The 25,430-nt window shown below is 71.0% G+C and carries 25 protein-coding genes; 15 read left to right on the top strand and 10 right to left on the bottom strand.

Features of this window, described 5'->3' with window-relative positions; genetic code table 11:
• Positions 1-8 precede the first annotated feature (8 nt).
• From J8M51_RS39200 to J8M51_RS39255, 12 genes are all read left to right on the top strand, one after another.
• Positions 9-947, top strand: a complete 939-nt coding sequence (locus tag J8M51_RS39200; RefSeq protein WP_086757790.1) for an N-acetylneuraminate synthase family protein — start codon at positions 9-11, stop codon at positions 945-947.
• Positions 948-990: 43 nt separating this feature from the next.
• Positions 991-2,097, top strand: a complete 1,107-nt coding sequence (locus J8M51_RS39205) for a hypothetical protein (RefSeq protein ID WP_086757792.1) — start codon at positions 991-993, stop codon at positions 2,095-2,097.
• 116 nt (positions 2,098-2,213) lie between these two features.
• Complete coding sequence (locus tag J8M51_RS39210) at positions 2,214-3,410, top strand: low temperature requirement protein A (RefSeq protein WP_267299895.1); 1,197 nt, start codon at positions 2,214-2,216, stop codon at positions 3,408-3,410.
• Positions 3,411-3,916: 506 nt separating this feature from the next.
• Positions 3,917-5,170 carry an amidohydrolase gene (locus J8M51_RS39215; protein WP_216589757.1) on the top strand — a complete coding sequence of 418 codons (1,254 nt, stop codon included), beginning with the start codon at positions 3,917-3,919 and terminating at the stop codon, positions 5,168-5,170.
• A gap of 305 nt (positions 5,171-5,475) precedes the next feature.
• Positions 5,476-6,534, top strand: a complete 1,059-nt coding sequence (locus J8M51_RS39220) for a BMP family lipoprotein (RefSeq protein ID WP_179203288.1) — start codon at positions 5,476-5,478, stop codon at positions 6,532-6,534.
• A 334-nt stretch (positions 6,535-6,868) separates the two neighbouring features.
• The gene (locus J8M51_RS39225) at positions 6,869-7,921 is read left to right on the top strand and encodes a BMP family lipoprotein (protein WP_086756989.1); all 1,053 of its coding nucleotides are present in this window, start codon (positions 6,869-6,871) and stop codon (positions 7,919-7,921) included.
• Between the two features lie 261 nt (positions 7,922-8,182).
• Complete coding sequence (locus tag J8M51_RS39230) at positions 8,183-9,778, top strand: ABC transporter ATP-binding protein (protein ID WP_086756988.1); 1,596 nt, start codon at positions 8,183-8,185, stop codon at positions 9,776-9,778.
• A complete protein-coding gene (locus J8M51_RS39235) occupies positions 9,778-10,902 on the top strand; it encodes an ABC transporter permease (protein ID WP_086756986.1) in 1,125 nt (374 codons plus the stop codon). Before J8M51_RS39230 ends, J8M51_RS39235 begins: the two co-directional genes overlap by 1 nt.
• Entirely contained in the window at positions 10,899-12,173 is a 1,275-nt protein-coding gene (locus J8M51_RS39240) for an ABC transporter permease (protein WP_086756984.1), read from the top strand. Before J8M51_RS39235 ends, J8M51_RS39240 begins: the two co-directional genes overlap by 4 nt.
• On the top strand, positions 12,170-12,583 hold the full coding sequence (locus tag J8M51_RS39245; protein ID WP_086756983.1) for a cytidine deaminase: 414 nt from the start codon (positions 12,170-12,172) through the stop codon (positions 12,581-12,583). Before J8M51_RS39240 ends, J8M51_RS39245 begins: the two co-directional genes overlap by 4 nt.
• A gap of 78 nt (positions 12,584-12,661) precedes the next feature.
• A complete protein-coding gene (locus J8M51_RS39250; protein WP_086756991.1) occupies positions 12,662-13,945 on the top strand; it encodes a thymidine phosphorylase in 1,284 nt (427 codons plus the stop codon).
• 78 nt (positions 13,946-14,023) lie between these two features.
• Positions 14,024-14,422, top strand: a complete 399-nt coding sequence (locus J8M51_RS39255; protein ID WP_267299896.1) for an STAS domain-containing protein — start codon at positions 14,024-14,026, stop codon at positions 14,420-14,422.
• Here the strand turns inward: J8M51_RS39255 and J8M51_RS39260 are convergent.
• The 4 genes from J8M51_RS39260 to J8M51_RS39275 form a co-directional block, all read right to left on the bottom strand.
• Positions 14,315-15,325 (bottom strand): sigma-70 family RNA polymerase sigma factor, encoded by a 1,011-nt coding sequence (locus tag J8M51_RS39260; RefSeq protein WP_086762171.1) that lies wholly within the window; start codon positions 15,323-15,325, stop codon positions 14,315-14,317. The two genes, J8M51_RS39255 and J8M51_RS39260, sit on opposite strands and share 108 nt — an antisense overlap.
• 113 nt (positions 15,326-15,438) lie before the next feature.
• Positions 15,439-15,627, bottom strand: coding sequence for a hypothetical protein (locus J8M51_RS39265; protein ID WP_086762169.1), 189 nt, complete (start codon positions 15,625-15,627; stop codon positions 15,439-15,441).
• A gap of 14 nt (positions 15,628-15,641) precedes the next feature.
• Entirely contained in the window at positions 15,642-16,226 is a 585-nt protein-coding gene (locus tag J8M51_RS39270; RefSeq protein ID WP_086762167.1) for an ArsR/SmtB family transcription factor, read from the bottom strand.
• Positions 16,227-16,323: 97 nt separating this feature from the next.
• The gene (locus tag J8M51_RS39275) at positions 16,324-17,637 is read right to left on the bottom strand and encodes an MFS transporter (RefSeq protein ID WP_267299897.1); all 1,314 of its coding nucleotides are present in this window, start codon (positions 17,635-17,637) and stop codon (positions 16,324-16,326) included.
• 66 nt (positions 17,638-17,703) lie between these two features.
• Between J8M51_RS39275 and J8M51_RS39280 the strand changes: the two genes are divergently transcribed.
• Positions 17,704-18,681, top strand: a complete 978-nt coding sequence (locus J8M51_RS39280) for a LysR family transcriptional regulator (protein ID WP_398857804.1) — start codon at positions 17,704-17,706, stop codon at positions 18,679-18,681.
• A 71-nt stretch (positions 18,682-18,752) separates the two neighbouring features.
• Here J8M51_RS39280 and J8M51_RS39285 read toward each other — a convergent pair whose 3' ends face one another.
• A complete protein-coding gene (locus J8M51_RS39285; RefSeq protein WP_086759683.1) occupies positions 18,753-19,523 on the bottom strand; it encodes an alpha/beta hydrolase in 771 nt (256 codons plus the stop codon).
• Positions 19,524-19,636: 113 nt separating this feature from the next.
• Between J8M51_RS39285 and J8M51_RS39290 the strand changes: the two genes are divergently transcribed.
• The gene (locus tag J8M51_RS39290; RefSeq protein WP_086759685.1) at positions 19,637-20,809 is read left to right on the top strand and encodes an adenosine deaminase; all 1,173 of its coding nucleotides are present in this window, start codon (positions 19,637-19,639) and stop codon (positions 20,807-20,809) included.
• A gap of 133 nt (positions 20,810-20,942) precedes the next feature.
• Positions 20,943-21,314, top strand: a complete 372-nt coding sequence (locus J8M51_RS39295) for an ATP-binding protein (RefSeq protein ID WP_216589745.1) — start codon at positions 20,943-20,945, stop codon at positions 21,312-21,314.
• Positions 21,315-21,414: 100 nt separating this feature from the next.
• On the opposite strand, the gene J8M51_RS39300 is transcribed toward J8M51_RS39295, so the two are convergent.
• From J8M51_RS39300 to afsQ1, 5 genes are all read right to left on the bottom strand, one after another.
• Positions 21,415-21,615, bottom strand: a complete 201-nt coding sequence (locus tag J8M51_RS39300; RefSeq protein WP_086760136.1) for a PspC domain-containing protein — start codon at positions 21,613-21,615, stop codon at positions 21,415-21,417.
• Between the two features lie 124 nt (positions 21,616-21,739).
• Positions 21,740-22,297, bottom strand: coding sequence for a VanZ family protein (locus J8M51_RS39305; protein ID WP_086760134.1), 558 nt, complete (start codon positions 22,295-22,297; stop codon positions 21,740-21,742).
• A 227-nt stretch (positions 22,298-22,524) separates the two neighbouring features.
• Positions 22,525-23,148, bottom strand: a complete 624-nt coding sequence (locus J8M51_RS39310; protein ID WP_256965794.1) for a hypothetical protein — start codon at positions 23,146-23,148, stop codon at positions 22,525-22,527.
• Positions 23,145-24,746 carry an ATP-binding protein gene (locus J8M51_RS39315; RefSeq protein ID WP_179203314.1) on the bottom strand — a complete coding sequence of 534 codons (1,602 nt, stop codon included), beginning with the start codon at positions 24,744-24,746 and terminating at the stop codon, positions 23,145-23,147. Before J8M51_RS39315 ends, J8M51_RS39310 begins: the two co-directional genes overlap by 4 nt.
• Positions 24,743-25,420, bottom strand: coding sequence for a two-component system response regulator AfsQ1 (afsQ1, locus tag J8M51_RS39320; RefSeq protein WP_013001223.1), 678 nt, complete (start codon positions 25,418-25,420; stop codon positions 24,743-24,745). The genes J8M51_RS39315 and afsQ1 overlap by 4 nt, the downstream gene beginning before the upstream one ends.
• Positions 25,421-25,430 lie beyond the last annotated feature (10 nt).

Here is a 25,430-nt window from a genome sequence, read left to right on the forward strand (position 1 = left end):
CCTCCGTCATGAGCACCAACTCCCGTCTGCGCACCTTCGGTTCGAAGACCGCCGGCCCCGGCCACCCCGTCTACGTGGTCGGCGAGATCGGCATCAACCACAACGGTGAGCTGGAGAACGCCTTCAAGCTGATCGACGCCGCCGCCGAGGCCGGCTGCGACGCCGTCAAGTTCCAGAAGCGCACCCCCGAGATCTGCACCCCCCGCGACCAGTGGGACATCGAGCGCGACACCCCCTGGGGCCGCATGACCTACATCGACTACCGCCACCGCGTGGAGTTCGGTGAGGACGAGTACCGCCAGATCGACGACTACGCCAAGAGCAAGAACATCGACTGGTTCGCCTCCCCGTGGGACACCGAGGCCGTCGCCTTCCTGGAGAAGTTCGACGTCCCCGCCCACAAGGTGGCCTCCGCCTCCCTGACCGACGACGAGCTGCTGCGCTCCCTGCGCGCCACCAACCGCACGGTCATCCTCTCCACCGGCATGTCGACCCCGAAGCAGATCCGCCACGCGGTCGAGATCCTCGGCTCGGACAACATCCTGCTCTGCCACGCCACCTCGACCTACCCGGCGCAGGCGGAGGAGCTGAACCTCCGCGTCATCAACACCCTCCAGGCCGAGTACCCGAACGTCCCGATCGGCTACTCCGGCCACGAGACGGGCCTGCAGACCACGCTCGCCGCGGTCGCCCTCGGCGCCACCTTCGTCGAGCGCCACATCACCCTCGACCGCGCGATGTGGGGCTCCGACCAGGCCGCCTCCGTCGAGCCCGGCGGCCTCACCCGCCTGGTCCGCGACATCCGCACCATCGAGGCCTCCCTCGGCGACGGCGTCAAGAAGGTCTACGACTCCGAGCTGGGCCCCATGAAGAAGCTGCGCCGTGTCACCGGCGTCGTCGCCGAGGCGGAGATCGCGGCGGCGGCGGGCGAGCCGGTCGGCGTCTGACACCACCACCCCACCCACCAAGGGAAGCGACGGTCGTACGTCGATGAGCCCCCGCGCCGGAACCGCCGGCCCCCACACTCTCGCCTTCGTCGAGAGCCCGGTACAGCTGTTGAACGTGCTGGAGTGGGCGCACGCCCACTCCCTCGGCACACCCGATGACCCCGGCGCGGGGCCCTTCGGTTCCGGTGGCGCGGGGCTCACCCTGGTGGTCCTGTCGCCCAACGACCCCATGACCCGAGGCCAGTTGCGCCGGATGGCGGAGCTGGCCCGGGACGAGGGCCACGACGTCCGCTGGGAGGAGGCGCGCGGCGGCACCGCGGCCCCCTTCCGCACGGTCGGCGGCCTCGCCCCCCTCCTGCGCACCGCGCGCCGCATCGTGCTGGGCGACCCCTTCTCGCGCTACGTCCAGCTCCTGCTGACCATCACCCGGGCACCGGACGTGGTCGTCGTCGACGACGGCACCGCGACCATGGAGTTCGTGTCCCAGCTGGCCCGCGGCGAACGTCTCGTCCGCTGGCACCGCAAGGGCGGCCGGCCCGGCCCCCGCGACCTGATCTTCGCCCCGGTCTCCTCCAAGGCCCGCAAGCGCCTCACCCCGGCCTCGGGCGGACGCGTCGAGGTCTTCTCCTCCATGCCGATCGACGAGACCCCCGAGGGCGTCTCCGTCACGGCCAACGACTTCTCCTGGACCCGGGCCCGCTTCGGCCCGCCCCGCATCACCAAGGGCGCCGACCTCGTGGGCACCTCCCTGGTGGAGACCGGAGTGGTGGACGGCGACCGCTACCTCGAAGCCGTGCGCTCCCTCGCGAAGGCCCACGGCGCCACCCGCTACTTCGCCCACCGCCGCGAGAGCGCCGAGAAACTCCACACCCTGGCGGCCGAGACGGGCCTGGAGATCGTCCGCCCCGACCTCCCCCTCGAACTCATCGCCCGCCGCGGCCCCATCGGCCGGACGATCCTGAGCTTCCCGTCGACGGTGGTCCACACCCTGCCGCTGGCGCTCGCCGGGACGGACGTCCGCGTGGCCGTCTGCGACATCGACCCCACCTGGCTCACCCAGCACGCCTCCCCCCGCGCCCAGGGCTTCCTGTCCGGGGTCACGGGCACGGCACGCGACGTCCACCGGCTGTCGTCGGTGGCGTCGGTCTGACCTCCGCCTCGCGTGTTCGCTCCGGGAGTATCCGGAGCCGTCGCGTCCCCGGTCGTCCCGCGCCTATCGTGCCGCGAGACCGGGGACGGCGAAGTGCCTTCCCCCGAGGGGGAGTTGTGACGACACACGGCGAGCGCACCCGGCTGACACCCACGGCGGACGGCCACAAGGTCACCCCCGCCGAACTCTTCTTCGACCTGGTCTTCGTCTACGCGATCACCCAGGTCACCGCCCTGATGGCCGCCGACCCCACCGCCCCGCGCCTGCTCGGCGGCATGGTCGTCCTCGCCCTCCTGTGGTGGTGCTGGTGCTGCTTCGCCTGGCTCGGCAACGTCGTCCGCGCCGACTCAGGCGGCATGTTCGCGGTGCTGGTGGCGGTGATGGCGGTCGTCCTGGTCGTCTCCCTGACGGTCCCCGAGGTCTACGACGACGCCCCGGGCGGCCTGGACGCGCCCCTGCTCTTCGTGGCCTGCTACGGCGCGGTCCGCGTCCTGCACCTGGTGACCTACTGGCTCTCCGCCCCCGACGACACGGCCCTGCGCGCCACCCTCCGCCGCACCGCCCTGCTCTCGGTGCTCCCGCCCTCCACCCTGCTGCTGGCGGGCGCGGCCTTCGACGGCATGACCCGGATCCTGATCTGGCTCGCCGCGGTGCTCATCGACTACGCGGGCATCTTCGTCACCGGGAAATCGGGCTGGCGCCTCGCCTCCCCCGCGCACTTCTCCGAACGCCACGGCCTGATCGTCATCATCGCGCTCGGCGAGTCCATCGTCGCGATCGGCGTCGGCGTCACCGGCCACCCGGTCTCCGCCCCGGTCGTCGCCGCCGCGGCCCTCGGCCTGCTGGCCGTCGCCGCGCTGTGGCGCCTGTACTTCCACGGTGTCGCCGAACCGGCCGAACACCGCCTCGCCGCCCTGACCGGCGACGACCGCACGGTCCTGGCCCGCGACACCTACACCTTCCTCCACCTGCCCCTGGTGGCCGGCGTGGTCATCACCGCCCTCGGGATGAAGAAGACCCTCCAGCAGGTCGCCGACACCGGCCACTACGGCCCGGCCGAGCCCCTGCACGGCATGCCCGCCTGGGCCCTGGCCGGCGGCGCGGGCCTCTTCCTGCTCGGCGCCGCCGCGATCCTGCTCCGCACCACCGGCCGCCACGCCCCGGTCCTGCTCGTCGGCGGCGTGACCTGTCTGGCCGCGGGCCCGCTCGTCGCCCTGGTCCCGGCCCTGGCGGCCCTCGCGGCCCTGGCCGCCGTGATCACCGCCGTGCTCCTCCTGCACGGCCGCCCGCCCCGGCCGGCCACCGCCGGCTGAGCGCCGGGAGGGTCGCACCCGTCCCGGCCCCGCGCCCCCCACCGCCCCCGTGATCCCTGTCACCACCGCCGCCCCCGGACCACCCGGGCGCACCGCGCGGCCCCCGCACCCCGGTCGCCCCGCGCAACCGCAGGCCACCGCCCTCGCGGGCTTCCCGTCTTCCCGACCGCGACGCCTTCCGGGGGACCCCTTCGCACACACGGCGTAACCGAACCGGCGCGCGGCGGAGACGGTTCCGGGACGGCGGGCCGGCGCGGACGTGGTATCCGTGGAGTGTGGGAATCGTCCGGACACCCCCGGACGTTTAGACGATGGGATTCGCGGGCAACCCCGGCGCTCCCTTCTCCGAGGTCCGCCCGCCCGCGACGAAGCGAACGGGTATACCCATCCCTGCCAATACGTATGCGTTGTGCGACCGGAAATCTTCCCCTCGCGGGCTGATTTTTTGTTGATCGAGGGTGAGAAGGTCGCCCGATCGCCCTACCCTTCAGAGGGTGAACCAACTGATGTCCCGAGAGTCCGAGGCCGATCAGCCAGGGGAAGCCGAAGCGTCGCTCCCCGGTACGTTGCCGGAAGCCCTCCGTGCCGAACTCGTCGCCTTCCGCCGCGACTTGCACATGCACCCGGAGCTGGGCAACCAGGAGTTCCGTACGACCGCCGCGATCAAGGCCCGCCTGGAGAAGGCGGGCCTCCACCCGCGTGTGCTCCCCAGCGGCACCGGACTCATCTGTGACATCGGCACCTGGGACGGCTCCGACAGCTCCGCGCTCGCCCTGCGCGCCGACATCGACGCCCTCCCCATCCCGGACACCAAGGTGGACTGCGACTACCGCTCCACCGTCCCGGACCGCGCCCACGCCTGCGGCCACGACGTGCACACCACCGTCGTCCTCGGCGCCGGCCTCGTCCTCGCCGACCTGCACCGCCAGGGGCAGCTGCCCCGCCCCGTCCGGCTGATCTTCCAGCCCGCCGAGGAGGTGCTGCCCGGCGGCGCCGCCGACGTCATCAAGACCGGCGCGCTCGACGGGGTGGGCCGGATCATCGCCGTGCACTGCGACCCGAGGGTCGACGCCGGCCGTATCGGGCTCCGCCACGGCCCCATCACCTCCGCCTGCGACCGGCTGGAGCTGTCCCTCGACGGACCCGGCGGCCACACCGCCCGCCCCCACCTCACCACCGACCTCGTCACCGCCGCCGCCCGGGTCGTCACCGACGTGCCCGCGCTGGTCGGCCGCCGCTTCGACGCCCGCGCCGGGCTCGTCGTGACCTGGGGCCGGATCGAGTCGGGCCACGCGCCGAACGTCATCCCGCAGCACGCGGAGCTGTCCGGCACCGTCCGCTGCCTGGACATCAACGCCTGGCGGCAGGCCCCCGACCTCATCCACGAGGCGGTCCAGGAGGTCGCGGTGATGCACCGCGCCAAGCCCGAGATCAACTACATCCGGGGCGTCCCGCCGGTGGTCAACGACCCCGTGGTCACCGAACTCCTCCACGATTCGATGACGGCCCGCCGCGGCGCCGAGTCCGTCGAGGACACCGAGCAGAGCCTCGGCGGCGAGGACTTCTCCTGGTACCTGGAGCACGTCCCCGGCGCCATGGCCCGCCTGGGTGTCCGCCGACCGGGCGACCTCACCGTCCGCGACCTCCACCAGGGCGACTTCGACGCCGACGAGCACGCCATCACCGTGGGCGTCGAGCTCTTCACCGCCGCCGCCCTCCTGGACGCCCGGATGCGCGCCCTCGACACGGCCGGCCGGTAGAACAGCCTGTCGGGTTGCGGCCCGTCCCCCCTCGCGGCAGCCTGGTGCGCGTGTCCGTACGACCCCCGTACGGACCGCGCACCTTCACGCTGAAGTCACCCCATGTACACGGAACGCGAGGGCTGTGAGAGGCACCGTGCCCGGCAGATCCCTTTCGCTCCCCTGGTTCACGAGGGCGTAACGGCCACCGGCACGAATGGATAACGGCCAGCCGGAACCCCGTTCCCAGGAGGGTCTACGCGCGTTAATGTGCGCCGAACTGAGCACCCGGTCGCGGGGCTGTGGAGAAGATGGGGAACTTCAAGATGCGTCGGATTTCCAAACTGACCCGCGTCGCGGTGGGGGTCGCGTCGCTGGCGCTCGCCGCCACCGCCTGTGGTGGCACCAGCAGCGAGGGCAGCGGCAGCGGCAGCGAGACCAGCAAGGGCGAAAAGGGCCTCGCGATCGCGTACGACATCGGCGGCAAGGGCGACCAGTCCTTCAACGACGCGGCGTACGCGGGCCTGGAGAAGGCTCAGAAGGAGTTCGGTTACCAGACCGAGGACATCGAGCCCACCGAGGGCGAGACGGACGCCGACAAGCAGCAGCGTCTGGAGTCCCTGGCCAAGCAGGGCTACAACCCGGTCATCGGTGTCGGCTTCGCCTACGGCCCCGCCATGGAGGCCGCGGCCAAGCAGTACCCGGACACCACCTTCGGCATCGTCGACTCGGTCGTCGAGGGCAAGAACGTCGCCTCCCTCGTCTTCGCCGAGCAGGAGGCCTCGTACCTCGCCGGTGTCGCGGCGGCCAAGGCCACCAAGACGAACACGGTCGGCTTCATCGGCGGTGTGGACATCCCGCTAATCCACAAGTTCGAGGCCGGCTACAAGCAGGGTGTCGAGGACACCAGCGACGGCAAGGTCAAGGTCCTCTCGCAGTACCTGACCCAGACGGCCGAAGAGGGCGGCTTCTCCAGCCCCGACAAGGGCAAGGCCGCCGCCGAGGGCCAGATCGAGAAGAACGCGGACGTCCTGTACCAGGCCGCCGGTCTCTCGGGCCAGGGTGTCATCGAGGCCGCCGCCAAGGCCAAGGTCTGGGCGATCGGCGTCGACTCCGACCAGTACAACCAGGAGGCCCTCGCCCCCTACAAGGAGTACATCCTCACCTCCGCCCTGAAGGACGTCGGCGGCGCGGTCTACTCCCTCGCCAAGTCCGTCGAGGACGGCAAGCCCCTCACCGGCACGCAGACCTTCGACCTCAAGGTCGACGGCGTCGGCCTCGCCGACTCCAACCCGAAGATGGCCGAGATCGCCGGCCTCACGGACGCGGTCGCCAAGGCCAAGGAAGGCATCATCGACGGCACGATCAAGGTGAAGACCGAGTAACGGTCACGCCTCTGCGAGTGTGTTGACGGGCGGGGTGGGTGTACACGTACACCCACCCCGCCTCACTTGTGGCCAGAGGGCCTGTCAGGGGCGCGAGGAACTGCGCGACCAGCCACAACGCACCCGCACCCGAAACACGACCCCCATACCCCCGCACCACCCCCGGCCCCCCTTGCAACACGGCCCCATAACAACGTGGTCCACCAGGCTTCACCCGGAGGGTCTACGCGCGTTACTCTGCGGCGAAAGCCATATAAGGCGCCGATGCTGCGAAGCATTACTGATCAGTACCCTGATCCGTACCCTCCGGCGCTGTACGACAGGAGCACCACACATGCGCCGGGTTTCCCGCCTCGCGGTCGCAGGCGCAGCGACCGCCTCCCTCGCCCTCGCCCTCTCCGCCTGCGGCGGCACGTCGTCGGAGGCCTCCTCCTCCACCGACTCCAAGGGCGACCTGGGCCTCGCCATCGCGTACGACGTCGGCGGCAAGGGCGACCAGTCCTTCAACGACGCGGCCTACGCGGGCCTGGAGCAGGCGAAGAAGGAGTTCGGGTACAAGACGCAGGACATCGAGCCCACCGAGGGCGAGACGGACGCGGACAAGGAGCAGCGCCTGGTCTCCCTGGCCAAGCAGGGCTACAACCCGGTCGTCGGTGTCGGCTACGCGTACGCGACGGCCGTGAAGGCCGCCGCCGAGCAGTACCCGGACACCACCTTCGGCATCGTCGACGACTCCACGGTCCAGCTGGACAACGTCGCGGACCTGGTCTTCTCCGAGGAGCAGGCCTCGTACCTCGCGGGCGTCGCGGCGGCCAAGGCCACCAAGACGAAGACGGTCGGCTTCGTGGGCGGGGTGGACATCCCGCTGATCCACAAGTTCCAGGCCGGCTTCGAGCAGGGCGTGAAGGACACCGACCCGAAGGCGAAGGTGCTCACCCAGTACCTGACCCAGACGGCCGAGGAGGGCGGCTTCTCCAGCCCCGACAAGGGCAAGACGGCCGCCGAGGGCCAGATCGAGAAGAAGGCCGACGTCGTCTACGCGGCGGCCGGTCTGTCCGGTCAGGGAGTGATCGAGGCCGCCGCCGCGAACAAGATCTGGGCGATCGGCGTCGACTCCGACCAGTACAGGCAGGAAGCCCTCGCGAAGTACAAGGACTCCATCCTGACCTCGGCGACGAAGGACGTCGCCAAGGCGGTGTACAACCTGGCGAAGTCGGTCGAGGACGGCAAGCCCGTGACCGGTATCGTCAGGGGCGATCTGAAGAGCGGTGAGGTCGGCCTCGCCGACTCCAACCCGAAGTTCAAGAGCGACACCGAGCTCCAGGAGGCCATCACCACGGCCAAGGAGAAGATCATCAGCGGCGAGATCAAGGTCAAGACCAGCTGACCCAGTTGTACCAGCTGTACCACGAGCAGCCGGGCGGTCCCGGGGGTGCCCAGACGCCCCCGGAGCCGCCGGTAACCGCGGGGTTACGTGCGCTCAACGGGGTACGGGGAGCATCGCTCCCTGTACCCCGTTGTCTAAGTACGTCGCCGCCCGCTTTCGATGCCGTAGGGGCGCTACGCGCGTAGACGACCCCCTTTCCCAGGAGAGTGCGCCATCAACGCGTCCAGCAGCCCTCCGGCCGACGCGGCGGTCAACGACACCGTGACCGCCGTCGAACTCGCCGGGATCACCAAGCGATTCCCGGGCGTCGTGGCCAACCACGACATCCATCTCACCGTGCGCAAGGGCACCGTCCACGCCCTCGTCGGGGAGAACGGCGCCGGCAAGTCGACCCTGATGAAGATCCTCTACGGCATGCAGAAGCCGGACGAGGGCACCATCGCGGTCGACGGCGAGCAGGTCTCGTTCTCGTCCCCGGCCGACGCCATCGTGCGCGGCATCGGCATGGTGCACCAGCACTTCATGCTCGCCGACAACCTCACGGTCCTGGAGAACGTGGTCCTCGGCAGCGAGAAGCTGTACGGCATCGGCGCCAAGGCCCGCCGCAAGATCAAGGAGATCTCCGAGCGGTACGGCTTCGGCGTCCGCCCCGATGTCCTGGTCGAGGAGCTGGGCGTCGCCGAGCGCCAGCGCGTGGAGATCCTCAAGGTCCTCTACCGCGGCGCCCGCACCCTGATCCTGGACGAGCCGACCGCCGTGCTCGTGCCCCAGGAGGTCGACTCCCTCTTCGCCAACCTGCGCGAACTCAAGGCACAGGGCCTCGCGGTCATCTTCATCTCGCACAAGCTGGGCGAGGTGCTGTCGGTCGCCGACGAGATCACCGTCATCCGGCGCGGTACGACGGTCGGCACGGCCGTCCCCGCCGAGACCACCCCGCGCCAGCTCGCCGAGCTGATGGTCGGCAGCGAACTGCCCACCCCCGAGACGGCCGAGTCCACGGTCACCGACCGCCCCGTCCTGACCGTCAAAGACCTCCGGCTGGAGGCCGTCGGCGGCAAGGCGCTGCTCGACGACATCACCTTCACCATCCACGCGGGCGAGGTCCTCGGCCTCGCCGGTGTCGAGGGCAACGGCCAGACCGAGCTGGTCGACGCGCTGATCGGTCTGAAGGCCGCCGACTCCGGCACGATCGCGCTGGCCGAGGAGGACATGACCACCTGGGCCACCCGCAAGCGCCGTGAACAGGGCGTCGGCTACATCCCCGAGGACCGCCACCGGCACGGTCTGCTGCTGGAGGCCCCCCTCTGGGAGAACCGTATCCTCGGCCATGTGACCGAGCGGCCCAACGCCAAGGGCGTCTGGCTCGACCCGAAGGCCGCCCAGGAGGACACCCGCCGGATCGTCGCCGAGTACGACGTCCGCACCCCCGGTATCGACGTCACCGCCGCCTCCCTCTCCGGCGGCAACCAGCAGAAGCTGATCGTCGGCCGCGAGATGAGCCACAAGCCGCGCTTCCTGATCGCCGCCCACCCCACCCGCGGTGTGGACGTCGGCGCACAGGCCCAGATCTGGGACCAGATCCGCGAGGCCCGCCGCGAGGGCCTGGCCGTGCTGCTGATCTCCGCCGACCTGGACGAGCTGATCGGCCTGTCCGACACCCTCCGGGTGATCTACAACGGCAAGCTGGTCGCCGACGCCGACCCGGCCACCATCACCCCCGAGGAGCTGGGCTCGGCCATGACCGGCGCCGCCACCGGCCACCTCGCCCACGAAGAGACCCCCGAGACGCGGGACGAGACCCCCGAGACTCCCGGCCCGCACAAGGCCCCCGAGTCTCCGGAAGACGAGGCCAACTGATGAAGAAGTTCGACAAGGAGCGGGTGCTCCTCGCCGTCGCCGGCCCGGTCCTCGCGCTCGCCGTGGCCTTCGCGCTGACCGCGATCGTGCTGCTCGCCTCCGGCAAGAACCCGGTCGAGCCGTTCACGATCATGTTCGAGCAGGCCTCGTTCTCCGACATCCAGGTCCGGATCATCAACCAGGCCTCGCTGTACTACGTCGCGGCCCTCGCGGTGGCCATCGGCTTCCGGATGAACCTGTTCAACATCGGTGTCGACGGCCAGTACCTCCTCGGCGCCATGATGGCCGCGATCGTCGGCGCCCATGTCGACCTGCCCGCGGTCATCCAGATCCCGCTCCTCATGCTCACCGCGATCCTCACCGGCGCCTTCTGGGCCGGCATCGTCGGTGTCCTCAAGGTCACCCGGGGCGTCAGCGAGGTCGTCGCCTCGATCATGCTGAACGCGATCGCCACCTCCGTCATCGGCTACCTCTGGCTGCCGAACGTCTTCGGCGTCAAGGTCGGCAACAACAACACCACCGGCGAGATGGCCGAGTCGGGCTGGGTGCCCGGCATCGACATGGGCAAGGCCGGCGAGATCTACGGCCTGGTCCTCCTCGCCGTCCTCCTCGGCGTCGGCTACTGGATCGTCATCAACCGCACCCGCTTCGGCTTCGACCTGCGCGCCTCCGGCGCCTCGGAGTCCGCCGCCGCGGCCAGCGGTGTCGACCCCAGGCGCATGATCCTCACCGCCATGCTGATCTCCGGCGGTGTCGCGGGTCTCGCGGGCCTGCCGATCCTGCTCGGCGACACCCACACGTACAGCCTCAACTTCCCCACCGGTATCGGCTTCCTCGGTATCGGCATCGCTCTCCTCGGCCGTAACAGCCCCGTCGGCATCGCCTTCGCCGCCCTGCTGTGGGCCTGGCTCGACAAGGCCTCCCCGGAGCTGGACTTCCACGGCTACGACAAGGAGATCGCGGTCATCATGCAGGGCCTGATCGTGCTCTCGGTCGTCGTGTCGTACGAGACCGTCCGCGAGTGGGGCCTGCGCCGCCAGCAGCGCCGCGTCGGCGCCGAGCTCGCCGCCGGGAACGTCCTCGGCGCCGACAACAACACCACGAAGGAGGTGGCTGGCCGATGACCACGAGCACCACCGCGACCGACCTGAACCAGCCCTCGCTGGAGCCGACCGCCCCCACCGGGCGCAAGATGTCGCTGCCCGTGCTGCTGCTGGTCATCTCCGGTGTCCTGGCACTCACCTCGATCGTCCGCATCATCACCGGCGCCGACGGCATCACCAACGTCAGCCAGATGTCCACCGCGCTGGAACTGGCCGTCCCCATCGGCCTCGCCGGACTCGGCGGTCTGTGGGCCGAGCGCGCGGGCGTCGTCAACATCGGCCTCGAAGGCATGATGATCCTCGGCACCTGGTTCGGCGCCTGGGCCGGTTTCCAGTACGGCCCGTGGACCGGTGTCCTGGTCGGTATCGCCGGCGGCGCGCTCGGCGGTCTGCTGCACGCCTTCGTCACCGTCACCTTCAACGTCAACCACATCGTCTCCGGTGTGGCCATCAACATCCTCGCCCTCGGCGCCACCCGCTACCTCGCGCCCCTCGCCTTCGAGGGCCACCAGGGCGGCTCCGCCAAGCAGTCCCCGCCGGTCGACTCCCTCGGCGACTTCACCGTCCCCGGCCTCTCGGACGCGCTCCAGACCCTCAACCAGAAGGGCTGGTTCTTCGTCTCCGACCTCGCCGGCCTGCTCGGCGGTCTGGTCACCAACGTCTCCTGGCTGACCCTCGTCGCCGTCGCCCTGATCCCCGCCACCTGGTGGATCCTGTGGCGCACCGCCTTCGGTCTGCGGCTGCGCTCCTGCGGCGAGAACCCGGTCGCCGCCGAGTCCCTCGGTGTCAACGTCTACAAGTACAAGTACCTCGCCGTGATCATCTCCGGCGGTCTGGCCGGCCTCGGCGGCGCCTTCCTCTCCATCGTCGCCAACCCCTTCTACCTGGAGGGCCAGACCAGCGGCCGAGGCTACATCGGCCTCGCCGCGATGATCTTCGGCAACTGGATGCCGGGCGGCCTCGCCCTCGGCGCCGGCCTCTTCGGCTACACCGACAGCCTCAACCTGCGCGGCGGCTCCGAGAACGTCCACGCCCTGCTGCTGCTCGGCGCCCTGCTGCTGATCATCGGCGCGATCTGGCAGGCCGTCCGCAAGAAGTACGTCGCCGCCGCGATCACCTTCGTCGTCGGCGCCCTGGTCTTCACCTGGTACGCGACCACCAACGAGGTCCCGAACCAGGTGGTCGCCGCCACGCCGTACGTCATCACCCTGATCGTCCTGGCGCTCTCCGCCCAACGGCTGCGCATGCCCAAGGCGGACGGACTGCCGTACCGGAAGGGCCAGGGCAAGTGACCGCCGCCCGGGCCGCCGCCGCGGACGTCGACTGGGAGAAGCTGCGCTCGGTGGCCCGGGACGCCATGTCCCGGGCGTACGCCCCGTACTCCGGCTACCCGGTCGGGGTGGCCGCCCTCGTCGACGACGGCCGGACCGTCTCCGGCTGCAACGTGGAGAACGCCTCCTACGGCCTCGGCCTGTGCGCGGAGTGCGGCCTCGTCTCGGAGCTGCAGAACGGCGGCGGCGGCCGGCTCACCCACTTCACCTGTGTGGACGGCAAGGGCGAGATCCTCGTCCCGTGCGGCCGCTGCCGTCAGCTCCTCTACGAGTTCGGCGGCGCGGACCTCCTGCTGGAGACCCCGGCGGGCATCCTGCCCCTCTCGGAGATGCTGCCCCAGGCCTTCGGCCCGGACCATCTCACCAAGTAACTCCTGTGCGGCCCCTCTGAGTTGCTCAGGGGGGCCGCGCATTTTCCGCAGAACCTCGGAAGGAAAGCCATGACGAAGCTGTCCATGGACGCGATCTCGGTCATCCGCACCAAGCGGGACCGCGGTGAGCTGAGCGACGAGCAGATCGACTGGGTCATCGACGCGTACACCCGCGGCGAGGTCGCGGACTACCAGATGGCCGCCCTCAACATGGCGATCCTCCTCAACGGCATGGACCGCCGGGAGATCGCCCGCTGGACGGCCGCGATGATCGCCTCCGGCGAGCGCATGGACTTCTCGTCCCTGTCCCGCCCCACCGCCGACAAGCACTCCACGGGCGGCGTCGGCGACAAGATCACCCTGCCGCTGGCGCCGCTGGTGGCGGCCTGCGGCGCGGCCGTCCCCCAGCTCTCCGGCCGGGGCCTCGGCCACACCGGAGGCACCCTCGACAAGCTGGAGTCCATCCCCGGCTGGCGCGCCCTCCTCTCCAACGAGGAGATGCTGAACGTCCTGGACGAGGTCGGCGCGGTCATCTGCGCGGCGGGCGACGGCCTGGCCCCGGCGGACAAGAAGCTCTACGCCCTGCGGGACGTCACGGGCACGGTGGAAGCCATCCCCCTGATCGCCTCCTCCATCATGTCCAAGAAGATCGCCGAGGGGACGGGCTCGCTGGTCCTGGACGTGAAGGTGGGCACCGGTGCCTTCATGAAGACCATCGAGGACGCCCGTGAGCTGGCGTCGACGATGGTGGGCCTCGGCACCGACCACGGTGTGAAGACGGTCGCCCTCCTGACGGACATGTCGACCCCGCTCGGTCTCACCGCCGGCAACGCGCTGGAGGTCCGCGAGTCGGTCGAGGTCCTGGCGGGCGGCGGCCCGGCGGACGTCGTGGAGCTGACGATCGCGCTGGCCCGCGAGATGCTCGACGCGGCCGGGGTGAAGGACGCCGACCCGGCGAAGGCGCTGGCCGACGGCTCGGCGATGGACGCCTGGCGCCGCATGATCGCCGCTCAGGGAGGCGACCCGGACGCCCCGCTCCCCACCTCCCGTGAGCAGCACGTGGTGAAGGCGACCGCCTCGGGCGTCCTGACCCGCCTGGACGCCTACGACATCGGTATCGCCGCCTGGCGGCTCGGCGCCGGACGCGCCCGCAAGGAGGACCCGGTGCAGGCGGCCGCGGGTGTCGAGCTGCACGCCAAGCCCGGCGACACGGTCACCGAGGGCCAGCCGCTGCTGACCCTCCACACGGACACCCCCGAGCGCTTCGGCTACGCCCTGGACGCGGTGGAGGGCTCGTACGACATCGCGGCCCCGGGCACCGCCTTCAGCCCGGCCCCGATCGTGCTGGACCGGATCGCCTGAGGCGGTCCGGGAGACGGCTGCCCGGACGCGGGTCCGGGCAGCCCACGGCGGGTGTGGCCGCCCTCATGGCGGCTCGCGATGAGTTCCGGGAGCCCGCCCGGTCTACAGATCGTGGACGCGACGACACCCGCCGTACTCGTACTGCCAGGCCCCGTGACCCGGGACGAGGTGCCCGGGCTCTGTGCCGAGGTACGCGCGCGACTGGACAGGACCCGGGGTGAGCCCGGGGGAGGGGTACTGGTGTGTGATGTCGCCGGTATCGGGCCCCCGGGCCTCGCCGCCGTGGACCTACTGGCCCGGCTGCAGCTGGCGGCGAAACGGGCCGGGGGCCGCATCCGGCTGCGCGACCCCGACCCGGCGCTCCGCGCGCTACTGCGCCTGGTCGGGCTTGCCTTCGAGGTGGAGGGGCAGGTCGAAGAGGGGGAACCAGCGGGCGGTGTCGAGGAAGCAGTGGAATCCGCCGATACGGCCCTCTGAGATCTCCAGCACCTGCACGGCCCAGGCGCTGAAACCGCCCTTCTCCGGGTCCGGCTTGTACTGCGCGAAGCCCGGCAGGCCGTTCACCGCGACCGGCACCAGATGCGAACCGGCGCAGGCCGCGCCCAGCGTGGTCATGAATCCGGTGATGTCGCCGGTCCCGGTCAGCCACAGGTCGAACGGCGGCATCGTCATGACCGCGTCCTCGTGCAGCAGGGCCGTCAGCGCCGCCATGTCGTACCCCTCGAAGGCGGCCACATAGCGCTCCAGCAGCTTCTGCTGCTCCTCGTCCAGCGGGTCGGAGACATCGGCCGCCGCGATCTGACCCTCGCCGTCGGCGAGGGTCGCGCGGGCCCGCTGCAGCGCGCTGTTCACCGAGGCGACGGAGGTGTCGAGCAGCTCGGCGACCTCGCCGGCCTTCCACGCCAGCACCTCGCGCAGGATCAGCACCGCGCGCTGCTTCGACGGCAGCTTCTGCAGTGCGGCCACGAACGCCAGCCGCACGGACTCCTTGGCCACGGCGGCCTCGGCCGGGTCATCGGTGGTGGGCAGCACCCTGGCGTCCGGCACCGGCTCCAGCCAGATGTTGTCCGGCCGGGGTGCGAGCGCGGCCTGGGCGAGCGGTGTCGACTCGGTGAGATCCATGGGACGGGCCCTCTTGTTCCCCGCGGTCAGCATGTCCAGGCACACATTGGTGGCGATCCGGTACAGCCACGACCGCAGGCTCGACCGCCCCTCGAACTTCTCGTAACTCCGCCAGGCCCGGATCATCGTGTCCTGCACGGCGTCCTCCGCCTCGAAGGACGACCCGAGCATCCGGTAGCAGTACCCGGTCAACTCGACCCGGTGCCTCTCCAGCCGGACATCCAGATCCGCCGTCACCGTCGCCGTACCGTCACCCATGGCCAACCCACCCCTGTGCCATCCCTGTGCGTACCAACACCTCGGAAGCTACCGCAGCCCACTGACAATGGCTTGCCGAGTGGGAGAACGCGCAGGTCGGCAGGGGGCCGGCACTAGAGAAGGGCGGCCGCAGTCCTGGGCGTGGCGGCCATGCGCAGACCGACTTCCACGAGCGTCCAGCCGAGACGGGCACGCAGGTCCCGGGGGCGCCGGGCCGCGACGGCGAGACGGTACGCGTCGGCTTCCGCGCGCAGTTCAGCGGCACGGACGTGGTGCAGGGCGAGGTGGGTCTCGGGATGCATCGGGCCGTGGCCTCTCATTCCGTGGTGAGGGGGAACGCGTGGGTGTGGACGCGCACCTGCGCGGTGCCGGTGTCGTCGCCGTCGATCGCCCGGTCGCGGTAGGTCTCGACGAGCGCGTGCATCTTCTCGACGAGTTCCCGGGTGAGTTCGGGGGTGAGCCGCAAGGTCGCGCTGCTCATGTCCCAGGTGCGGCTCCACTCCTCGGGCCAGCCGTGGCGGTTGCCCAGCCAGGTCGACAGGTCGCGGGTCTGGGTCGTCGCGACCTCGTGGAGGTACAGGTCGGCGGCTCCGCGTACGTCCGGGTCGGCGTCGGTGAGCAGGGCGTCGTCGAAACGCAGGCCCTGGTGGGCGGCCTGCCACCACCGCTCCCGCCCCTTCCCCCGCTCGGGGGCGTCCTCGATGAAGCCATGGGTGGCGAGCTGCCGCAGGTGATAGCTGGTGGCTCCGCTCGACTCGCCCAGTTTCTCGGCGAGTTGGGAGGCGGTCGCGGGACCGCCGAAACGAAGGGCGTTGAGCAACTGCATACGCAGCGGGTGCGCGAGCCCCCGCAACGAGCGGGCGTCGAGATTGCGGACGAGTGGGGCGCCGGGCTCCTTCATGCATGCAAAAGTACCCTTGCAAAGGAAGCTTTGCAAGGGAATCTTTGTATAGAGCCTCGGTGTGGGGGTCCTGATCCTGGCCGGGGCCCGGCCAGGATCAGCAGGCGGTGGCCAGACCTCGCTGGGCGCGGGCCGCCCGCGACCCCACCACGGTGATCCCCACGACCCCCAGCACGGCCAGCAGGCCGAGGGAGACGGTTCCTCCCCAGCCCCCGGCGTGGAAGGCCACCGCGCCGAGCGTGCTGCCGGCGCTGGAGCCCACGTAGTACGCCGACTGGTACAGGGCGGAGGCCTGGGCGCGTCCCCGCTTCGCCGTGTGGCTCACCGAGGACGAGGCGACGGCGTGGCCCGCGAAGAAGCCGGCGGTGATGAGGACCAGCCCCAGCAGGACCAGGACCAGGGAGTCGGAGAGGGTGAAGAGCAGTCCGGTGGTCGTCGTGCCGCCCGCGAGGTACAGCGCGCCCCGCCGCCCGAGCCGCCCCGCCAGCCGCCCGGCGGTGGACGCGGAGACCGTACCCACCAGGTACACGAGGAAGATCGACCCGATGATCCCCTGGGGGAGGGAGAAGGGCGCGTCGGCCAGCCGGTAGCCGATCACCGTGTAGACCGCGCCGAAGACCGTCATGAACAGCGCGCCGATCGCGTACAGCCGGCGCAGCAGGGGATCGGCGAGGTGAGCCCGCACGGTCCGCCCCAGCACCCGCGGCCGCAGCGACCCCGCCACGAAGTGCCGCGGCGCCGGCAGCAGCACCCGGAAGGCCACCGCGCAGCCCACCGCGATCACCCCGAGCACCCCCAGCGCGACCCGCCAGCCCCACTCCTGGGCGACCCATCCGGTGAGGACCCGCCCGCTCATCCCGCCGACGCTGTTGCCGGCGACGAAGAGTCCGATCGCGGTGATGAGCGCCTTGGGCCGGACCTCCTCGGCGAGATACGCCGTCGCGGACGCCGGCACCCCGGCCAGCGCCGCGCCCTGCACGGCCCGCAGCACCACCAGCGCCCCCAGCGAGGGCGCGAAGGGGATCAGCAGCCCGACCGTCACCGCGACCGCAAGCGACGCCGTCATCACCGTACGCCGCCCGAACCGCTCCGACAGCGCGCTCATCGGCAGCACGAACAGCGCCAGCGCACCGGTCGCCGCCGACACCGTCCAGCTCGCCGCGCTCGCCGTCGTCCCGAACCCGTCCGAGATCAGCGGCAGCAGCGCCTGCGTGGAGTAGAGGAGGGCGAAGGTCGCCACCCCCGCGAGGAACAGCGCCAGACTCATCCGGCGGTAGCCGGGCCCACCGGGGGTCACCCGGGAGTCGGTCGCGGACGGACGGGAGGAAGGGCGGGAAGAACGGGGGGAACGGTCGGACGTGACTGCTACGGCGCCCACGGTGGTGGACGCCTCGGTACTGGCGGAAGGCATGCCTCGAAACTACGTACGGCGCCACTCATCCGTCCAATGCATGGATCGCCCATAATCGTTCCCGTGATGCATCAGCAGAGGTCAGAGCCGCACCTGTCACGAACCGGTGACACAGAAGACATCGAAGGACCGCACGACATCGACGACCTCGTCCTGCGCCTCGTGCCTCGACTCGCCTACTTCGCCGGTGTCGCCCGCACCGAGCACGTCACCGGCGCCGCCCGTGAGATGCGGGTCCCGCAGTCGACGCTGTCGCGGGCGATGGTCCGCCTCGAACAGGACCTGGGCGTCGACCTGTTCGCCCGCCGGGGGCGCACGGTCTCCCTCACGCACGCCGGCCGCACCTTCCACGCCTCCGTGGAACGGGCCCTCGCCGAGATCGAGCGCGCCGCCGACGAGGTCCGCGCCGACGCCGACGCCGCCACCGGCAAGGTCGCCTTCGGCTTCCTGCACACCATGGGCGCCGAGACCGTCCCCGGCCTCCTCCAGGCCTTCCGCGCCGAACACCCCCGCATCCGCTTCAGCCTGGTCCAGAACTACGGCGAGGCCATGCTCGAACGCCTGCGCGCCGGCGAACTCGACCTCTGCCTCACCTCACCCGTCCCGGACGCCCCCGACCTGGTCGCCCGCCGCCTCGACGAGCAGAAGCTCCGCCTCGTCGTCCCCGCCGACCACCGCCTCGCCGCCCGCAAACGCGTCCGCCTCGCCGAGGCCGCCGACGAAACCTTCGTCACCCTCGAACCCGGCTACGGCATGCGCCGCATCACCGACGACCTCTGCAAGGAGGCCGGCTTCAAACCCCGTATCGCCTTCGAGGGAGAGGAGGCGGAGACCCTGCGGGGCCTCGTCGCGGCGGGCCTGGGCGTGGCCCTCCTCCCACCCCCGGCCGTCCCCCGGCCGGGCGTCGTCGAACTGACGGTCACCGCCCCCCGCGCGGCCCGCGAGATCGGCGTGGCCTGGCTCGACGGCCACCCGGACACACCCCCGGTGGCCGCCTTCAAGAAGTTCCTGCTGTCGAGGAGGGGGCACTTGCTGTCGGGCTGAGCCACAGCCCACTCAGGGGCGCGAGGAACTGCGCGAGAAGCCCCACCGGACCCGCAGCCGCGCCACGGCCCTCAACCTCCCCGCCGGGAGCGAGCCCTCCCGAAGCCGGAGGCCAGCGGCATCCGCAACCCCAACGGCGGCGGCGCCGCCAGCGCGTCCTCCACGGGCCGGGCGAACGCCCGCCCGAACAACGCCCCCATCACGAAATCCGAGGCCAAGGCGTGCACCTCGTCCCGGTACTGCGTCAGCCCGTGCCGGTCCGCGTGCACCTCGAACCGGCAGATGTCCGGGTTCGTCTTCTTCGCCCGCGCCGCGTACCGGAACGACAGTTCGGGATCCACCCGCTCGTCGTTCGTCCCGTGCACGATCAGCACCCGCCGCCCGGCCAGCTGTTTCACCGGTTCGGGCGGCGCGGCCACGTCCTCCTCCGGCAGCCAGGGGGCGATCGCCAGCACGGAGTTGACGGCCTCGTGCCCGCCCGCGTGCAGCGCCGCCCGCGCCCCCATGTGCAGCCCGGCGAGACACACCGGCACATCCCCGTAGCGCCGGACCACCTCGTCCACGGCCCACTCGGCGTCCCGCGCGAGCCGCGCCTCCGTGCCGTTCCAGCCCCGGTAGCGGTAGTGGACGACATGGGTCGCCAGTCCCTCCGTACGGCCCGCGCGGCCGAGTCGGCGGCCGAGGGCGCGCACGGAGGCCGCGGCCATCATGGGGGAGGGTCTGCGGGTGGATGCCTCGTCGCCGGCCGGGAGCAGCAGGACCACTGCGCCGACCGTGCCCGGCTCCGGGCCGATCGTCCGCCCAAGTCGGGGCGTACGGACCGGCATTGCTTGCTGCGCCATGACAGAACAGTGTCAGAAGAGATGGTGTACGCCACCCGTCCTGAGGGTCACCTTTGGGTATCGGCGGCGTCGCCCGACAGGCGCTCTACGCGCGTAGGCTATATCGTGCGAAAATGACGAACCAGACCGACCCGACCGGTACCACCCCGGACTCGGACCAGATCCGCCGGGCGCCCAAGGTTCTGCTGCACGACCACCTCGACGGCGGCCTGCGCCCCGGAACCATCGTCGAACTCGCCCGCGACAGCGGGTACTCCCAGCTCCCGGAGAACGACCCCGACCGGCTCGGCGCATGGTTCCGCGACGCCGCCGACTCCGGCTCGCTGGAGCGGTACCTGGAGACCTTCTCCCACACCGTCGGTGTCATGCAGACCCGCGACGCGCTGTTCCGCGTCGCCGCCGAGTGCGCCGAGGACCTCGCCGCCGACGGCGTCGTCTACGCCGAGGTCCGCTACGCCCCCGAACAGCACCTCGAAGGCGGACTCGGCCTCGAAGAGGTCGTCGAGGCCGTCAACGAGGGCTTCCGCGAGGGCGAGCGACGGGCCAGGGCCGACGGCAACCGCATCCGCGTCGGCGCCCTGCTCACCGCGATGCGGCACGCCGCCCGCGCTCTGGAGATCGCCGAACTCGCCAACCGCTACCGCGACCTGCCCGGCGGCGGTGTCGTCGGATTCGACATCGCGGGCGCCGAGGCCGGCTATCCGCCCACCCGCCACCTCGACGCCTTCGAGTTCCTCAAGCGCGAGAACAACCACTTCACCATCCACGCCGGCGAGGCCTTCGGACTGCCCTCCATCTGGCAGGCGTTGCAGTGGTGCGGTGCCGACCGGCTCGGCCACGGCGTCCGCATCATCGACGACATCCAGGTCCACGAGGACGGCTCCGTGAAGCTCGGCCGCCTCGCCTCTTACGTCCGCGACAAGCGCATCCCGCTGGAGCTGTGCCCCAGCTCCAACCTCCAGACCGGTGCCGCCCGTTCGTACGCCGAGCACCCCATCGGACTGCTGCGGCGACTGCACTTCCGCGCCACCGTGAACACCGACAACCGGCTGATGTCCCACACGAGCATGAGCCGTGAATTCGAGCACCTTGTCGAGGCCTTCGGTTACACGCTCGACGACATGCAGTGGTTCTCGGTCAATGCTATGAAGTCAGCATTCATTCCTTTCGATGAACGACTGGCCATGATCAATGACGTCATCAAGCCCGGATATGCCGAGTTGAAATCCGAATGGCTGTTCCGGCAGACCGCCTCCACCAGCGGTTCTGTCGACGAACAGGGCTGAACGGCGACTTCGGGAAGCGGTCGTGCGCGGGGCGACGCGGCCGCTTTTCGATGTTTGCCTCCGGCGGGACTTTGGTGTTTACGTTTCGGCACCGCTCTCCACCCGTCACACGCATTCCAAGGACGCATTCAACATGAAGCAGTCTGCTGCCAAGACCCTCGGTGTCGCCGTCGTCGGTGCCGCCATCGCCGCCGCGGGCGCGGGCGCCGCGACCGCCGCCCCGAGCGCCCCCGAGGCCTCCCAGGCCCTGGGCACCGTCACCCAGGCGCTGCCCGTGGAGAACGTCTCGAAGGCCCTGCCGACCGCCACCGACGCCCTCGCCCAGGGCCAGACCGCGCTCGGCGCCGGCCTGGAGGCCGCGCAGCCCGCCGCCACCAACGTCCTCGCCGAGGGCCCCACCGCCCCCGTCGCCGGACTGCTCGGCGGCCTCCCCGTCGGCAAGACCCTCCCCGCCAAGGGCCTCGGCGTCAACGGCCTGCCCCTCGGCGGCGGCCCCGCCGCCTGAGGCACACCACGACACCCGTACGGGGCGCACCCTTCGCAGGGCGCGCCCCGTCGGTGTGTGTGCCGGGCCGGCCCGAAGGGGTCGGGCCCGTCGGCACGCGTCACCAGGCCGCGCGGGCCTTGCCCTCGGAGGGGAACAGGATCCAGAGGGCTATGTAGAGCAGGAACTGCGGGCCCGGAAGTAGACACGACACCAGGAAGATCACGCGCATCGTGGTGGCGGAGGTGCCGAAGCGCCGTGCCAGCGCGGCGCACACTCCGCCGATCATTCGGCCTTCGGTGGGGCGTGCAAGGCGGCTCATGAGGGGCTCCTTCGTCAGCGTAGGACGTCGGCCGCGGGCCGACGGTGGGGCGAGGCCACCTGCGGCCATCGCTCTCTTTTCCACACCATCGACGCTACGGTGATGAAGCGGACGAAGCGTCCCTCTACGGAGCCATCCCGACCCTGGGAATCGTCGGGGTCCGACCCTGAGACAGCTCCTCACGGCGCAGCCGCGCCGCCGCCCGGACCCGGGTCTCGGCCCGGCGCCGCAGCGCCGACCTGGCCGCCGGCACCACCGCGACATGGGCGAGACCCACACCGACCGAGTTCAGCAGGATCGAGTCGATGTCGACGACCTGCCCGGGCACCCCGGTCTGCAACAGCTCGATGGCCAGCGACAGCAGCGCCCCGGCCGCGACCGACCGGGCCGGCGAGGCGAGCGGCGACACGGTGAGCCTGCCGTGCGCCATCGGCAGGAGGACACCCAGCGGGGCGAGCAGCGCCAGCCCCTCACCGATCCGGCGGGCCGCCTCCGGCCAGCCCAGCACCAGATCCGCTCTGATCCCGGCGAAAGGCCGCAGATTCGCGGGACTCATCCAGGTGACGTCCAGCGGACGCAGCGTGATCCAGGCAACGACCGCGAGATGCGCGACGAGGAGAACACCCCCCGCCGCACGGACACGGATCCCGGCGCTACGGCCGTTCGTACCTTGAGGCTGCACGCCCCCCAAGACGCGCCCCCCGGCACGATCGGTTGCAGGCTGTTTTTTTTGGGCTCGGTTCGCCTCCGGGGCGCAGAAGCCTGTGTCGAGAGCGCGACCGTGCTCGACCCCTCCTTCGTCGGGGCCTGCGCGCGGTCGCGCTCTCGACACAGGCGCGCCCCTTCGGCTCACTCGCCGGCTCTTGTGCAGTGGCCCCAGGAAGGGGCCCTTGGCGACAAGTGCTCGGCTCAGGAGCCGTTGATCTCCTCGGAAGGCGGGTTGCCCTCGCCCGGAGCCGACTGGGTCTCCTGGGCGCACTCGTAGCGGCGCAGTGCCTCGGCGCCGGTGCTGCCGAGGACCACCGAGCCGTTGTCGCCGGCGGCGGCGGAGTCGGCGAAGGTGCAGACGATCTGGGCGAGGGCGTACTTCGGGAGGGAGTCGGGGGCGGTGGACAGGCGGAGCGTGTCCTCGGGGTCGCCGGGGGAGGGGCCGGTCACCGTGAGGCCGGGCGGGACGGCCGTGCTGTAGCCGGCCTCGTCCTCCACGTCGCTCGGGTCACCGGCCAGGGCGTCCAGCAGGCCCTGGGCGACGGCCACCCGCCGTTCGGCCTCCTCGGCGCCCTCGGTGACCTGCACCGAGCGGTTGACGCGGACGAGCGCCCCGGAGCAGAGCAGGAACACCTCGACCGGCATACCGGAGGGCGTGGCCTGCGTCTGGAGGTCCGTCGTGGACAGTTCGCACGGGACCATCGACGGCGCCGGCCCGAAGTCCGTCGGCACCTGGGTGGCCCGGATGCCACAGCCCGTGAGCAGACCGGCGAGCGCCCCGGTGGCCGCCAGAAGCCGTACGCCGTGTACGCCTCGTATCGTCACTGGCCGTCCCCTTCGGTGCCCGCCGGGGCGCCGTCGCCCTGATCGCCGTCCCGTTCGTCCCGCTCCTCCGCGATGAGCGAGGCCGCGTCGCGGGGCAGGCGGAGGGTGAAGACCGCGCCGCCTTTGGGGGAGTTGGCGGCGGTGATCTCGCCGCCGTGGATGTGGGCGTTCTCCAGGGCGATGGACAGGCCGAGGCCGCTGCCCTCCGAGCGGGGGCGGGAGGCGCTCGCCTTGTAGAAGCGGTCGAAGACGTGCGGGAGGACGTCCTCGGGGATGCCGGGGCCGTGGTCCTGGACCTCGATGAACAGGTTCTCGCCCTCCGGGCGCACCGAGACACGTACCGGCGAGCCGCCGTGCTTGAGGGCGTTGCCGATGAGGTTGGCCAGGATCACGTCCAGGCGGCGCGGGTCGAGGTTGACGATGACGCCGCGCTCGGCGTTCAGCTCCACCGCGTCCAGCCAGGCGCGGGCGTCGATGCAGGCGGTGATCTGGTCGGCGATGTCCACGTCGTCGAGGACGAGCCGGGCCGTGCCCGCGTCGAAGCGGGTGACCTCCATCAGATTCTCGACCAGGTCGTTCAGGCGCCGGGTCTCGCTGACGACGAGCCGGACCGCCGGTTCGATCATCGGGTCGAGGCTGCCGGTGTCGGCGTCCAGCTCCTCCTCCAGCACCTCCGTGACGGCGGTGATCGCCGTCAGCGGCGTACGGAGTTCATGGGACATGTCGGCGACGAAGCGGCGGGAGGCCTCCTCGCGGGCGCTCATGTCGTCGACCTTCTTCTCCAGGGACTCCGCCGCGAGGTTGAACGTGCGGGAGAGGTCGGCCAGTTCGTCCGTGCCGGAGACGCGCAGCCGGGTGTCGAGCTTGCCCTCGCCGAGCCGCCGCGCGGCCACGCCGAGCCGCTGCACCGGCTTCAGGACCGTGGTCGCCGCCGCCTGCGCGAGCAGCGCCGAGCCGATCAGCGACAGACCGGTGGCGATACCGAGCGACCAGGCCAGCGAGTTGAGGTCCTTCGCCTCCTCCGCGAGGGACTTGCGCATATAGCCGGTCGGTCCGCCGCCGATCATCTTCGCGCCGCCCACCAGATACGGGGTGTCGCCGTCGATGACCCGCTGCCAGTACACGTGGTACGCGTGTTTGTTGCCGGAGGTGAGCTTCTGCCGCTTGTCGACGGCCTTCTGCAGGGACGCGGGCACGTCGTCCAGCGAGAAACCGGTGAGCGCGTTGTCGGTGGAGGAGCCGGAGACCGTCTCGCCGTCGGCGCCCTCGGCGAGGAGCAGCACACTGGAGCGCTCGCCGCCGTCCGCCATCTTCCGTGCCGCGACGCGCAGTTGGTCCTGCGTCGGGTTCGGGCGGAGCGTGCTCACATGGCTCTGCATCTCGCGCTCGAAGTCGTTGAGCGCGGCGTCCTGCGCACGGGTCTGCACGGCCTCGCGGTTCAGCCAGTACGCGATGCCGGACGCCGACACGGCGGCCGTGAGCGCCACCAGACCGAAGACGACCACCAGGCGCAGCCGCAGACTGGTGAAACGGATCCGGGACTGCACTGTCCTGCGAGCCGCGGCCCAGCCGCGGATCCCCCCTCGGGCCTTCGTCACTGAGGCGTGTCCAACCGGTAGCCCACGCCGCGCACGGTCCGGATCAGGGTCGGCGACGACGGTACGTCCTCGACCTTGGCGCGCAGCCGCTGCACACACGCGTCCACCAGGCGGGAGTCGCCCAGGTAGTCGTGCTCCCACACCAGACGCAGCAACTGCTGCCGGGACAGGGCCTGTCCGGGCCGGCGGCTCAGCTCCAGAAGCAGCCGCAGCTCGGTGGGCGTCAGCTGGAGGTCCTCGCCGTTCTTCGTCACGGTCATCGCCGCGCGGTCGATCACGAGGGAACCGAAGGTCGCCGCGTCGTTGGCCTCGCGCTCACCGCGCCGGAGCACCGCCCGGATCCGGGCGTCCAGGACCCGCCCCTGTACGGGCTTGACGACATAGTCGTCCGCGCCGGACTCCAGGCCCACCACGACGTCGATGTCGTCGCTGCGTGCCGTCAGCAGGATGATCGGCAGCTGGTCGGTGCGCCGGATCCGCCGGCACACCTCGAAGCCGTCGATGCCAGGCAGCATCACATCCAAAACGATCAGATCCGGCCGCTGTTCGCGCAGCAGCTTGAGACCATCCTCGCCGGTGGCGGCGGTGGCGACACGGTGCCCCTGGCGCGTCAGTGAGAGCTCCAGGGCCGTGCGGATGGCGTCGTCGTCCTCGATCAGCAACAGGGAAGGCACGGGCTCATTC

The sequence above is a fragment of the Streptomyces griseiscabiei genome (genome assembly GCF_020010925.1).
GTDB lineage: Bacteria > Actinomycetota > Actinomycetes > Streptomycetales > Streptomycetaceae > Streptomyces > Streptomyces griseiscabiei.

Bases quoted from the DNA above. Each gene is read 5' to 3' on its own strand.
- J8M51_RS39200 (WP_086757790.1), top strand. From the start codon at position 9: ATGAGCACCAACTCCCGTCTGCGCACCTTCGGTTCGAAGACCGCCGGC.
- J8M51_RS39205 (WP_086757792.1), top strand. From the start codon at position 991: ATGAGCCCCCGCGCCGGAACCGCCGGCCCCCACACTCTCGCCTTCGTC.
- J8M51_RS39215 (WP_216589757.1), top strand. From the start codon at position 3,917: ATGTCCCGAGAGTCCGAGGCCGATCAGCCAGGGGAAGCCGAAGCGTCG.
- J8M51_RS39220 (WP_179203288.1), top strand. From the start codon at position 5,476: ATGCGTCGGATTTCCAAACTGACCCGCGTCGCGGTGGGGGTCGCGTCG.
- J8M51_RS39225 (WP_086756989.1), top strand. From the start codon at position 6,869: ATGCGCCGGGTTTCCCGCCTCGCGGTCGCAGGCGCAGCGACCGCCTCC.
- J8M51_RS39235 (WP_086756986.1), top strand. From the start codon at position 9,778: ATGAAGAAGTTCGACAAGGAGCGGGTGCTCCTCGCCGTCGCCGGCCCG.
- J8M51_RS39240 (WP_086756984.1), top strand. From the start codon at position 10,899: ATGACCACGAGCACCACCGCGACCGACCTGAACCAGCCCTCGCTGGAG.
- J8M51_RS39255 (WP_267299896.1), top strand. From the start codon at position 14,024: ATGAGTTCCGGGAGCCCGCCCGGTCTACAGATCGTGGACGCGACGACA.
- J8M51_RS39260 (WP_086762171.1), bottom strand. From the start codon at position 15,325: ATGGGTGACGGTACGGCGACGGTGACGGCGGATCTGGATGTCCGGCTG.
- J8M51_RS39265 (WP_086762169.1), bottom strand. From the start codon at position 15,627: ATGCATCCCGAGACCCACCTCGCCCTGCACCACGTCCGTGCCGCTGAA.
- J8M51_RS39270 (WP_086762167.1), bottom strand. From the start codon at position 16,226: ATGAAGGAGCCCGGCGCCCCACTCGTCCGCAATCTCGACGCCCGCTCG.
- J8M51_RS39275 (WP_267299897.1), bottom strand. From the start codon at position 17,637: ATGCCTTCCGCCAGTACCGAGGCGTCCACCACCGTGGGCGCCGTAGCA.
- J8M51_RS39280 (WP_398857804.1), top strand. From the start codon at position 17,704: ATGCATCAGCAGAGGTCAGAGCCGCACCTGTCACGAACCGGTGACACA.
- J8M51_RS39285 (WP_086759683.1), bottom strand. From the start codon at position 19,523: ATGGCGCAGCAAGCAATGCCGGTCCGTACGCCCCGACTTGGGCGGACG.
- J8M51_RS39290 (WP_086759685.1), top strand. From the start codon at position 19,637: ATGACGAACCAGACCGACCCGACCGGTACCACCCCGGACTCGGACCAG.
- J8M51_RS39295 (WP_216589745.1), top strand. From the start codon at position 20,943: ATGAAGCAGTCTGCTGCCAAGACCCTCGGTGTCGCCGTCGTCGGTGCC.
- J8M51_RS39300 (WP_086760136.1), bottom strand. From the start codon at position 21,615: ATGAGCCGCCTTGCACGCCCCACCGAAGGCCGAATGATCGGCGGAGTG.